Source organism: Anabaena sp. UHCC 0204 (genome assembly GCF_009711975.1).
In the GTDB taxonomy this organism is placed as follows: Bacteria; Cyanobacteriota; Cyanobacteriia; order Cyanobacteriales; family Nostocaceae; genus Dolichospermum.
On sequence record NZ_VIKW01000011.1, the window covers coordinates 51417 to 64010 of the forward strand.

Annotated in this window: 11 protein-coding genes; 6 read left to right on the plus strand and 5 right to left on the minus strand. The window is 39.3% G+C overall.

All coding sequences use genetic code 11. The annotated features are described in order from the left end of the window. Positions 1-159: 159 nt before the first annotated feature. On the minus strand, positions 160-456 hold the full coding sequence (locus FJR04_RS11505) for a 2Fe-2S iron-sulfur cluster-binding protein (protein ID WP_168494764.1): 297 nt from the start codon (positions 454-456) through the stop codon (positions 160-162). Between the two features lie 405 nt (positions 457-861). Between FJR04_RS11505 and FJR04_RS11510 the strand changes: the two genes are divergently transcribed. Both FJR04_RS11510 and map read left to right on the plus strand, forming a co-directional pair. Further along, entirely contained in the window at positions 862-1860 is a 999-nt protein-coding gene (locus FJR04_RS11510; protein WP_168494766.1) for a Gfo/Idh/MocA family protein, read from the plus strand. A gap of 129 nt (positions 1861-1989) precedes the next feature. After that, positions 1990-2751: a type I methionyl aminopeptidase gene (map, locus tag FJR04_RS11515; protein WP_168494768.1), complete on the plus strand. Its 762-nt coding sequence runs from the start codon at positions 1990-1992 to the stop codon at positions 2749-2751. 617 nt (positions 2752-3368) lie between these two features. Here the strand turns inward: map and FJR04_RS11520 are convergent. Then, on the minus strand, positions 3369-3857 hold the full coding sequence (locus FJR04_RS11520) for a hypothetical protein (protein WP_168494770.1): 489 nt from the start codon (positions 3855-3857) through the stop codon (positions 3369-3371). Between the two features lie 184 nt (positions 3858-4041). On the opposite strand from FJR04_RS11520, the gene FJR04_RS11525 reads away from it, so the two are divergent. The 3 genes from FJR04_RS11525 to FJR04_RS11535 all read left to right on the plus strand — a co-directional run bounded on the left by FJR04_RS11525 (position 4042) and on the right by FJR04_RS11535 (position 6503). After that, positions 4042-4962 (plus strand): class I SAM-dependent methyltransferase, encoded by a 921-nt coding sequence (locus FJR04_RS11525; RefSeq protein WP_168494772.1) that lies wholly within the window; start codon positions 4042-4044, stop codon positions 4960-4962. Then, entirely contained in the window at positions 4955-5938 is a 984-nt protein-coding gene (locus FJR04_RS11530) for a PrsW family glutamic-type intramembrane protease (RefSeq protein WP_168494774.1), read from the plus strand. The genes FJR04_RS11525 and FJR04_RS11530 overlap by 8 nt, the downstream gene beginning before the upstream one ends. 82 nt (positions 5939-6020) lie before the next feature. Continuing rightward, positions 6021-6503 (plus strand): hypothetical protein, encoded by a 483-nt coding sequence (locus FJR04_RS11535; RefSeq protein ID WP_174763530.1) that lies wholly within the window; start codon positions 6021-6023, stop codon positions 6501-6503. A gap of 20 nt (positions 6504-6523) precedes the next feature. Here the strand turns inward: FJR04_RS11535 and FJR04_RS11540 are convergent, their stop codons facing one another. After that, the gene (locus FJR04_RS11540; RefSeq protein ID WP_168494775.1) at positions 6524-7066 is read right to left on the minus strand and encodes a DUF2231 domain-containing protein; all 543 of its coding nucleotides are present in this window, start codon (positions 7064-7066) and stop codon (positions 6524-6526) included. A gap of 282 nt (positions 7067-7348) precedes the next feature. On the opposite strand from FJR04_RS11540, the gene FJR04_RS11545 reads away from it, so the two are divergent. Next, positions 7349-8407 (plus strand): hemerythrin domain-containing protein, encoded by a 1059-nt coding sequence (locus FJR04_RS11545; protein WP_168494777.1) that lies wholly within the window; start codon positions 7349-7351, stop codon positions 8405-8407. A 167-nt stretch (positions 8408-8574) separates the two neighbouring features. On the opposite strand, the gene cruG is transcribed toward FJR04_RS11545, so the two are convergent. Further along, positions 8575-9738 carry a 2'-O-glycosyltransferase CruG gene (cruG, locus tag FJR04_RS11550; RefSeq protein WP_168494779.1) on the minus strand — a complete coding sequence of 388 codons (1164 nt, stop codon included), beginning with the start codon at positions 9736-9738 and terminating at the stop codon, positions 8575-8577. A 151-nt stretch (positions 9739-9889) separates the two neighbouring features. Beyond that, complete coding sequence (locus FJR04_RS26160; protein ID WP_254445265.1) at positions 9890-12502, minus strand: SAV_2336 N-terminal domain-related protein; 2613 nt, start codon at positions 12500-12502, stop codon at positions 9890-9892. Positions 12503-12594 lie beyond the last annotated feature (92 nt).

The following is a 12594-nucleotide window of genomic DNA, read 5'->3' on the forward strand; positions in this document are numbered from 1 at the left end:
AAGGAAGAAGGAAGAAGGAAGAAGGAAGAAGAATTAAAAGGAGTTAATTGTCAATTATCTACAAGGCACAATTAGGGATTGGTAGAACTTTTACTTATTCTCCAATCCCTTATTTGTAATGGATTCTTGTTGCTAATAGCGGATTTTAATGGCTAAAGCTTAGTAGAGGTCTTCTTCTTTGTGAGTCTCAATGGTTACATCAGAAGTAGGATAGGCAACACAAGTCAATACATATTGAGCTTCGATTTGATCATCATCTAAGAAAGACTGATCAGATTGGTCAACACTACCAGAGACGATTTTACCAGCACAGGTTGAACAAGCACCAGCACGACAGGAGTAAGGTAAGTCAAGTTCAGCTTCTTCAGCTGCATCTAGAATATAAGTGTCTTCGGCGCAGTCAATAGTTTTAGTACCGTCTGGGGTGATTAGAGTGACTTTGAAAGTAGCAGCCATTTAATTATCCTCTCTTGTCAAATCGGCAGTTTAATTTATTTTCAAGCAATTATTACAGCTATTCTTAGGGGATTAGCTGCTGATTTAAATTTGCTTCAATTCTGATACTAAGGGAAAAGTTAAAACTTATGACAGAAAATTGACCCTTATTAGTAATGAAATTTAGTTACTTATGACTAATAAGTTTTCGTTATATAAAATACTCGCCTGGATAGATGTTAAAGTACATCGTGATGAGTACCGCTAATGAAAAAGGATTTCATGTTTTTCTTGCCGCTGCTCTTAACCGACAAGTATTGGAATGTATGGTACTTATGGGATCAATGTGTTTAAGATTTCCTGATGCTGGCTTTTTGATAAAATAGGAACGGCATTAAACCCAACAAAAAAAACTGGTGATAATTCATGTCCAATTACAAGCCACCTTTATCCACAACAATTCTCAGAGTGGGTTTAGTAGGTACTGGGTATGCGGCTAAACTCCGGGCTGAGGCCTTACGACAAGATCCACGCACTGATTTAATAGCAATAGCTGGCAATCCAGAAAGGATAGCAGCTTTAGCTCAAGAATATACAATTGAAGCCATGAATTCTTGGCAACAGCTAGTAGCCAGAGACGATTTAGATATCGTGGTCATCTCCACAATTAATCAGGATCATGGTAAAATCGCCCGTGCTGCTTTAGAAGGGGGCAAGCACGTAATTGTTGAATATCCCTTATCGGTGGATGTCCAAGAAGCTGAAGAACTAATTGCTTTAGCAAAAACAGTCAACAAACTACTGCACGTTGAACACATTGAACTTTTGGGTGGTTGGCATCAAACTTTAAAACAACACTTAGACCAAATTGGTGATTTGTTTTATGTTCGCTATAGCACCCTTAACCCTCAACATCCCTCACCACGCAGGTGGACTTATCATCATGAGAAGTTTGGCTTTCCATTAATTGGTGCATTATCTCGATTGCATCGTCTGATTGATTTGTTTGGTGAAGTCTTCACTGTCAACTGTCACCAGCGATATTGGGAAACAGAGTCTGATTATTACCAAACCTGTTTTTGTTCAGCCCAACTATGCTTTGACAGTGGATTACTAGCACAAGTAATTTATGGTAAAGGGGAAACTTTGTGGCAGTCAGAACGGAAATTAGAAGTTCACGGTGAACAAGGGGGGATAATTCTCGATGGTGATACAGGAATGTTGGTGTTAGCTGAGGAAACAAAGTTGATTGAAATAGGTACGCGGCGGGGTTTATTTGCCAAAGATACAACTATGGTCTTAGATTATCTTTTTGATGATATTCCCTTATATATCACCCCAGAAAAAAGCTTGTATACTCTGAAAGTAGCAGACGCTGCACGCAGGGCGGCGACAACAGGATTAACTATATTTTTAAAAGAGTAAGTAAGTGAATAGAAAAATTTAAAGGTATGTGAAGAAAAGTAAAATCGCCCAAAACTCTCTTTCTGTTCCCTGTTCCCTATTCCCTGCTCATAACAACAATTTTTAACGCCAACCTACTTAGATACATTGATGAAAACCGAAACCATAGTGATTTTATCCCAGCGAGAAATAGAAAAAATGCGTCGGGCTGGACGTTTAGCCGCCCAGTTGCTACAACATCTAGAACCTTTAGTCAAGCCGGGAGTAAGTACCTTACAATTGAACGATGAAGCAGAAAGATGGACTCAACAGCATGGAGCAAAAAGCGCCCCTTTAGGCTATAAAGGTTATCCTAAATCAATTTGTACCAGCGTTAATGAAGTCATCTGTCATGGGATTCCCAATGCTAAACAAATCCTCAAAGATGGGGACATCATTAATATAGATGTCACCCCCATTATTGATGGTTATCATGGTGATACATCCAAAACATTTCTAGTTGGTAATCCATCCCCCAAAGCCCAAAAATTAGTAGAAGTGACAGCAGAGTGTCTGCGTTTGGGAATTGCAGAGGTAAAACCAGGGGCAAAAATTGGGGATATTGGCGCAGCTATTCAAGAGTATGCAGAATCTTTTGGCTTTTCAGTAGTCCGGGATTTCGTTGGCCATGGTATTAGTCATATTTTCCATACAGCACCAGATGTTCCCCATTATGGAATAAGAGGTAGAGGTAAGAAACTCAGAGCGGGTATGGTATTTACCATTGAACCGATGATTAATGAAGGCACTCATGAAGCTCAAATGTTAAATGATGGTTGGACTGCGGTAACAAGCGATCGCCAACTTTCCGCCCAATTTGAGCATACTATTGCTGTTACAGAATATGGGGTGGAAATTCTGACTTTACCTTGACACTTCCCGACCTAAAGGTGCGAGGATTCTTGGTTCAACGAGTCCACTTAGATTAGATCCCTTGCGGTGTCTAACCAAGAGGTGGTTCTCTCCCCAAGCGTTACTTTCCCCCTGCCCGGAGGTAGTTGTATTACTACAAGTTTTGTTTGAGTTAATTCTGTGTTGTATTTCGACTTCGCTCAATACAAGTCTAGTACCTGTAAATCTTTTACCTACTTCCAGGTGATACTAGAACTACGAAGTAGAACCCCATAGATTTAGTTGTCAAGGTACAGATTGCCATTAGGCAGTTAGGTTTTTATACAGGTTAATTACCGTTCCTGTTAGAGTGATTATAGCACAGGTGACTGAGGCGTAAACGCCTCCATAGGCTTTCATCCCTTGCCTAAAGGACGGCTAAGTTTTTCCGCAGTTCGACAAGCTCACTGACCACCTAGCTCCAAAACTTAACCTCAAGGGTTTTCAGCCTATTTTCTTATAAGGCTGGTGATTGGTGATTGGTGATTGGTAATAAAATCTCACTCTTAATCCTGTAAATCCTTAAATCCTGTAAATCCTGATAGCAAAGCGTGGCGTTAGCCATTTCTGACAATTTACCTGGGTACTCAAATGCGAAATTAACACTGTCCCAGCTTTTCTTGTTCACGAGCATCAACTACTAAAACCAAACAAAGTGCTGCCACAGCCTTTTGCCATTCCTCTCGGACTGTAACATCTTCAACCCCATCAAATAAACCTACCAAACGGGGAACTGCTGTTTCTAAAGCTGCGTGTGGAACAGGACGATGTAACTCCACCAAATGATTAATACTTTCTTGATTATTGAGAAAACCAATAACCCATTTGGTGGTATGGTCTGGACTATCAGGAACACGCTGAACACCTAATTCGTTTTTGAGCCAGTCATAAAAAAGTGGTAAATGTTCCGCTAATACTGCACCGGCTGTAGGTAAAGTTTTTTTGAGTAAGTCAATATTTAAAGTGTCTAATTCTTGTTTTAACGCCGGGGAATTGATAACTTCATTTAAGGGCTGAGAAAGTATTTCTTCTATTTCCGGTTGAGAAAAATCCAAATTTTGGATAAAAGTAGTAATTAATGGGTTCATCTTTTATTTTTAACTCGTTATGTATACTATTACATTTCTGGAAACCATTTCCTCTATCTCAGGTTAAGCAAAATCTAAATTTTGGGTTAAATTTATAATTAATAATTTCATTTCTTATTTTCAACTCGTGATGTATTCTATTTTAAAGGATGTTTAAAAAATATTGGGCGAAGAAAATTGACCTATGACTACTGCTGTCAACACTGCACCTGATTTAGCTTCCCGTTTCGTCAATGGCATCTTGGCCATTAAACCCTTAGCCAACCTGGCCAAACACCAAGCCAGACAAATGATGATTAAACGCGCCCAGCGAATAGGCGTACCTTGGATGCAAGAAGTTGATCAACTCCAACAGCGTGATTGGGCAAATGATTTAGCTGGGGTAGAAAATTCCCAGATTAATTACCCAGAATACTACTTGCGGCCATTCCATGCTTACGAAGGAGGAGACTTGAGTTGGCAAGCTGCTTTTGAATTAGAAGTAGCAGCCCGCACCGTCCATGCCAGCATTTGGAGTGAAGCCGGAGCGCAAGGAGATGCTAAACTCCGCCAAAGTTATCACAATATTTTGACAGCCCAAATTTCTCCCCAACCACAAGATGTATTAGATTTAGGGTGTGCCGTAGGATTAAGTACCTTTGCCCTACAAGCAGTTTATCCCCAAGCCAAGATCACCGGCTTAGATTTATCTCCTTACTTTTTAGCTGTAGCTAACTATCGTAGCCAACAACGTCAAGCCCAAATTAACTGGGTTCATGCTCAAGCTGAATCTACAGGCATAGCAGATGCTTCCTTCGATTTAGTTTCGATTTTTCTGATGTGTCATGAATTACCCCAATCAGTAACTCACAAAATTTTTGCTGAAGCTAGGCGTGTTTTGCGTCCAGGTGGCCATTTAGCGATTATGGACATGAATCCCAAATCAGAAAATTACAAAAAAATGCCCACATATATATTAACTTTACTCAAAAGCACCGAACCTTATTTAGATGAATATTTCAGTTTGGACATTGAACAAGCCTTAATTAATGCAGGTTTCCAAACTCCCACCATTACCAGTAATAGCCCCCGTCACCGCACTGTAATTGCTCAGGTGAGTGGCTAATTTATCTTTAGTGCTGTGGGCAGTCATTCCCCCATTGATGTTGTTGTGGTTCTACTACCGCCGGACTCCTGCTGCCCCACCGCTGTTAACTCTGCTAGGTCTATTCATTCTGGGGGCGATCGCTGGTTTTGTTGCTCTTGGCCTAGAATGGGGGGTGGAAACTGTCGCTAACTGGGTTGTAAACTGGCAACAAATGCAGCGTAACTTCTTCGTGGTCATTTTGCGGCAGATATTAGTCATAGCTCCTATTGAAGAAGGTTGTAAGTTAGCAGCAGTTGTTCTGGCTATTTGCTATTTACAACGCCAGTATTATTTGCGTGCTACTACTATTTTTCTATTTACTATCGCCGCAGCCTTGGGATTTACAGCCGAGGAAACGTGGATTTATCTATTTCACGGCACAGCATCAATTTTAGAACGAACCATTGGGACACCAGTCCATGCAATTTTCTCTGCTCCTTGGGGATACGCACTAGGTATATATATTTCTTCGAGTATCAGATTCAATCGAGATAGAAATTTGTTTTTTACGGCTTGGCTAAATTCTGTCTTTGCTCATGCTTTAGTGAATGTTTTATCTCATGCTGGCAGGTTTCCACCACCAATATATTTTTTAATCTATGGTTTATTTCCTTTCCTGTTATGGATGTTTTGGCGATTGGAACAATTACTCAGAGAATTACAAGGTAAACGTCCTATTTGTTTAATTTCGGGATATACATCTCAGACTCGTTACTACCAAAGAGTTTTAGTTTTGTTAATTCCGTTATTAAGTGGAAATGCTATTTTGGGCTTGTTTCTTCTCAGTAGAAAACTTATGCCTTTGCGATGGGAGATTTTGTTAGAACAGGCAACTTCTTGGTTTATAATTAAACAAATATTGTTTTATCTTTTTCTAGGACTTTTGGCTTGGTTAATTTATCGCTACTTACGTACTTTAGCTCGGCGGCGATATCTTTTTCAGGAGAATTTCTAAAAAGTTTATTTGGATTGGCAAGGAACTTGGGATATTAGATTAATGTCTTTATTTAGATATTTAGGAATCTTCTATAATTACAATGTCAAAAACAGCGTTTATTACAGGAATTATAGTTACATTTAGCATTACAGCCGGAATTCCAGCAGTGGCTAATGCTCAACCAGCCTCACCGATTTTTGGAGATGTGACTATTAAACATCCATTTTCCCCAGATCCTTTGACAGTGCGGGGGATGAGTGGTGGTTCAATACCAGCCACCCAAATAGCTGGAAAAAAAGAAACACAACCAACCGGTCCATGTAAAGGATTTGTGGATCTTGCTCCAGATCACACTCTGAATCTGATCAGTAAATTTGATTACTTGAAATTAGTAGTCCAAAGTCCTGCTGACACGACAATGATCATCAAAGGACCCGGTGGAACTTGGTGTAATGATGATTTTGATGGCAAAAACCCCGGTATTGTGGGGGAATGGCTACCAGGAAAATACCAAATTTGGATTGGTTCTTACGAGAAAAATGATTATCTACCTTACACCTTACAAATTACGGAAGTTAAATAAATCAACATATTGATATGAGGCTAGGGGTATTTTTTACTACCAGCACCTACTACGCCGATTTTATGACGATAAGAAAGTTCTGCTCCAAACCAACCGGTAATACTCGTTAATGTCCCCACTACCAGAGAAAGAAGCAAGCCCCAAGGGAGGATGTGTGACTCAGCATCTCCGAACCGCAAAATAAAGTTTAAGGTTGTGAAAATGAGAATAGAAAGGTTGAGAATCAGGTGAGTCCAACCTGCAACGCGTTTACGGACTCGTTCAATCTGTAAAAAATCACTCATGCCAATTAGTGAGGCGATGATACCAGTTACTAAACCTAGTCCGATTAACCACAGAGAAGCCCTAGCCCAGAAGAAATCACGAGTTAACCAGTAACCAAAATCACTACCCAATGCTGCTGCTAGGAAGGCGATAGGAAAAATGATACTTAAAGGATGTAAGGGATGTCCAGCGATCGCTACTGTACTAGGTACTCCAGTATCTTGGTATTCTCTATCATTACTTTCAATAATTGGAGGAATATTCGGGAATGGTGTAGAAGTTGGTTCTGTACTATCCATGATTTATCTCCTTTGATTCAGCCGTCGAAATTAGCCAGCATATTATTTTCTATTTGAGAAAACTCAACTTTAGATTTTATCTATCTAGCGGTGGAATAAGCATTAATATTTTCTCTATCTTTAAATAGAAGGAAGTTAGATTTAACAGCACAAAGATAAATTTTTAATCAGATTTTATATCTTCGGTTTATATAGTTATCGCTCAAAAGAAAGATGGAATCTACCTAGCATCTATGTCAATCTTAGTTTAGTAAAAAAATTCCTTTTGAGGAGAACACTAGAATGGTAGTCACTTTAGACGATACCAAACGTAATGCTATTGCCGTGAAATTGGCTGATATGAAATTACTCCAAGAGTTGCTCATTAATAATGAGGAACAATTTGCGAGAGATTGTACTGATGATGAGATTAGAGATAATTTTCGGAAAATGCTAGAAGATGACCGGAAAAATCAAGGAATTCTTGATACTGTAGTCATTCAGTATGGCATTCAAAAAAAACCTGATCAAACAGTCCAGAAAGTAGCAGAAACTGTCCGCCAATTCATGCAAAGTGATGACTTAAGTTTTTGGGAAAAAGTATTTCAGCATGAATTGTTAAAACATCAACAAGTAATGAATGGTTTGACAATTCATAAAGCCGCTCAGAGAGTTGGCGCTGATGTCATAACAGCAATTGGGCCTTTAAATACGATTAATTTTGAGAACCGCGCCCATCAAGAACAACTGAAAGGAATTTTAGAAATTTTAGGTGTCCGGGAATTGACTGGACAAGATGCAGATCAAGGAATTTGGTCAAGGGTTCAAGATGCTATCTCTGCAATTAGTGGTGTAGTTGGTAGTGCTGTTACCCAAACCTCTGATAAACAGGATATGAATATCCAAGATATTATCCGCATGGATCATACAAAGGTGAATACCTTGTTTACAGAACTTTTGCAAAGCAATGATGCTCAAAAAATTCAAGAATACTTTGGGCAAATTTATAAGGATCTCCGTGTCCATGCAGCCGCGGAAGAAGAAGTTGTTTATCCCAGCGTCCGTTCTTTTTATGGTGATGCCAATACCCAAGAATTGTATGATGAACACGCTAACTGGCGGAATATCTTAGATCAAATACAAAATATTAATCCATCTTCATCTGAATTCAAAGAGCGAATTAGAGTTCTCATGAATGATGTCATGGATCATGTCCGCCAAGAAGAAAACACAATGTTTGCGGCTATTCGTAATAATATGAATACGCAACAAAGTGAAGAACTAGCTACAAATTTTAAAGCTGTCAAGAGCAGAATTCAACAGGAAATGGAATCTTCTCGAACTGAAAGACAAAGAGCTTAATTTGATTTAGATAAGCTTGATTTTGGTAATTTCATACTTTCTGGGAACTGATGTTTTTGCGTAGGTTGGGTTGACGAAAGAAAACCCAACATTTACCCAAAAAAATTCCTTCTTCCTTCTTCCCTGTCACCTGTCACCTGTCACCTGTCACCTTCTCCCTCTCCTTCTTAATATTTCCGTCCACGCCATTCTTTGGGAGTGCGGAGTGCAGATAAAAAGATGCGTAGCACAGCTAAAGGATCTGCTAAGGGAGAAAGCCAGAATAACCAGCTACCTGTGGCATCTTTGCGATCATAGGATGGAGCGATCGCTAGTAATAAAGCAAAGCGAATCACCACCAAAAATGTATTCAATCCCAACAATAGCAGCGTCGGCAGTGAGAGAACCACAGCAGGAAACAACAAATAACTAAGTAAAATCAAGAGGGGTAAACCCTGAACGGAAGACAATAACCATAAATCCCCCCATACCTGAGCGCGGGAAGTTGCATCTTTTAAATCTAAACTACGTCCCCATTCCTTCCAAGTTTCCAGCGCCCCTTCATACATCCTCACCTTTAGCACATTAGCCCCATCCAAAAAGCCCACCTTAAAGCCAGCAGAGGCAATATTTCGCGCCAAAGTCACATCATCACAAAAAGAACCCTTGGCGCTGCTATAACCATTCACAGCCTGTAATACAGACCGACGACATAAAAAGCACTGGCCATTGGCCATCACCCGTTCTGGTTGTTCAGTATAAATACCCGTAGGATCAAATCTATACAGTAATGTCATTAACAAAGCCGGTTGTAACCAGCATTCTCCCGGATACTTGAGAATAAACTGTGGTGATAAAGATACTAAATCATAACCTTGGGCTACAGCAGTTTTCACCAAACTCGCCACTAAACCAGGATGGGGTTGAATATCCGCATCCATTCCCAAAAACCACTCACTCCCCTCCGCAGTGAACAGAAAGCCATTATGCAAAGCCCAAGGACGACCAACCCAGCCAGAAGGTAAGGGGTCATCTGTCATTACCCGAAAGCGAGGGTCTGTTACTGCTGCGGTTTTTACTAAGTCGGGAGTACCATCTTGTGACCGACTATCCACAACAATAATTTCCCGAACTTCGTAACTTTGGCGACTCAAACCAGCTAACAGCGGACTAATCCGCAATGCCTCATTTAATGTCGGTACAACTACACTCACAGTTCCCAAAAGTTCCGGTGTGGGTTGTTGTGGTTGCAGGGCTGGATAACGTCTTGGACCTTTGAGCAACCGGGAAAGCAAAATTGCTGTTGCGGGTACTTGGATCAGTAGCAATAGAAGCGGAATAATATTTAACAATTTTAACCCTGACTTTTTGTATAGAAATGGTACACAACGGCTTAAAAACTATCAACTAACATTTTTACCGAAAAATATCGAGTCGCCTTTGGCGACAAAAAGGGTAAAGAAAAAAACGCAAAGGGCAAAAGGGCAAAAGTATAAAGGGCTACTAAGCCCTCCCCACCCCACACACAACACGAAAACCAATAACGTAGTCGATGCGGTCGCGCTCCGCCCTAACATCATTGCCGCGAGACGCAGAACGGCAGCCGACAGGATCGTTGTACCAAGAACCACCACGCAGCAAAGCGGGCATGGACTTGTCAAATAGCTTAGTGTTTTCATCAAACCATGCACTGCCATCTGTTGGCGCTCCTTTATAATTATCATGCCAATCATCTAAACACCATTCCCAGACGTTGCCGTGCATATCGTATAAGCCAAAGTTGTTAGCTACTCCAAAACTCCCTACTTCTGTTGTTTGTTTTCTATAAGTTCCTTTAACTCCATCTCCATAGGTATAGTCACCATCATAGTTAGCCAAATCTGTTGTTATCGTTTCTCCAAAGTGAAATGGTGTGGTTGTTCCGGCTCGACAAGCATATTCCCATTGTGCTTCACTGGGGAGGCTGTAGGGTCTTTTCGTGTGATTTGATAGTCGTGTACAAAACTCCACCGCATCATACCAAGAAACTTGCTCTACAGGGCGATTATCACCTTTAAATTTAGATGGGTTGGGGTCAAGTTCTCGGTTTACCTGGGGTAACTCAGCTACAAATCGCCACTGTGCTTGGGTGACTGGATATTTACCCATAAAGAAGGGTTGCACTGTTACTGTATGTTGGGGACTTTCACTGTTTCGGCGTTCCAATTCCTGTGGAGGAGAACCCATCATAAAAGTGTCACCGGGAATAGATACCATTTCTAAGGTGAGATGATCACCTAATTTTTCCGGGAAATACTCTGCTTGTTGTGGTTGACGTTTAACGTTTAATTGTGGTTTTCCTATGTTAAAGCGTGGTTTTTTCAGTTCTATAGTAGCAACTTCAAAATCAAATTTATCTGTAATTAAAATAGTAGCAGTGGTAAATATAAATTCTTCTAAGGTATTTTCTGGTGGCGGTGTTTTTGTCCAAGCCTTTTCGACTTCATTAGCAAAGGCTGTATAATCTCCTCCCAATCTCCTTAAAACTTTGGTAGTGATAGTAGCAAAATATTCAAAATTTAAGTCTGGAAGATTTTTTTCTTTGGTGAGTTTTTCTAATTCCTCTGGATTTTGAAGTAAAGCATCAAATTCTTTGAGATTTTTTCCCAGTTTTTCAGCAATATATTCAGAAATTTTTTTAATTATTTGCTGGGAATTCATTCGAGAACTATCTTGCAGAAAAATATCTCTTATTTCTTCATGAATAAAGCGATATTCAACATAATCTGGATTGGTATCTGGTGTAATTTCTTTGGTAGGTTTTAAAATTCCCCCTAAAAATACTTCAGCTATGACATGAACTATTTTTTCCGATTGAGGTAGGAAATTTTTTTGAATTAATCGCACTACAGGTAAATTAATTACAGGTGCAGATGCTAATAAACTGGCTAAATTTCTGGCTAGGGGTGAAGAACTCATGCGAAATTGATATACTCGTTCTTCATGGGATAATGATATTTGAGGTATATCTTGTGTTTGTGGTTCTTGTAATTCTGGTTGTTTAACTATATCTGAAAAGGCAAAACCACCTGCACCAATAGTTCCTTTTCCTATGACCATTTTACTCCAAGTTTTTATGGAATCTGGTGTGAGGCTAAAAACAGGAACTTTGATAGATTGGTGAAAATTAATATCATCCCAAATTAAAATTTCTTTAATAGATAAATTACGATTTGCGACTGTATAATCTGAACGATTTAACTGTACCATTGCCCCTGAACTTAAGGCAGTTCTTAACCACATTCTTTCCGGTAACATTTGAAAAATGGCAACAATATTATGTTTTCCCCAAATCTTTAATAGATTAAAAGCTTTACCATTACGCCAAATTTCACTAACACAATCACTGACTATGAAGATAATTCTACGACCTGTAGGATCAATTAATTTTCGAGGAGAATATCTTTTTTTACCTGTTTCTTTTTTACCTATGCTTTGTTTTAAATAAATATCTCCTTGATCATCTGTGAAAATACCAAAGGTTTGAATATTGCGAAATATACCATAATTTTTTAAAATTTGTTGTAATTCTTTGATAATGCGTTGCCAAAAAATCATCGAATCACTTTTATCTATAACTAATACTAAATCAAATTTTAATTCTCTGCGTGGTTCAAGAATAGGAATACAAATACCGTTTAATTCAGCAATACGTTCAACGGTGGCTTTTTCATTTAATAACACTGCTTTACCATAGGCAATATATTGAATTAAAGAACTTAATGCTTTAGCGATTTTCCGGGGATAGGGAAGGGAAGCAACATCAGGAATATTTATTGATAAACCACTATCGGGATATGAATCTGATTTTCTTGGAATAATAGGAACTTTAGGTGGTTCTGGTTCAATGATGGTAGGACTTGTTGGTGGAGTTATTGGGATATAATTTGGGGTTTGTGGTGGTATATCTTTATGTTCATTACTTGGTGGTGGTTTTTTCTGTGGAGTTGGTTCTTTGTCAACAGAAACATGAGTACAAGTTTGTTGTGCTAACCAGAGAATTTCGGCAATTTCTGTACCAGTTAGATTTAATTTTTTTTCTAATGTGGTAATGAACTGATCAAATTGCTTACTCATGGTTTTAAAATCCTTTATAGCGGTTCTCGCCTAAGTGAGATAAAAGAACCCCACCCCCAACCCCGCAAGCGAGGAGGGGGCTAAAATGTATC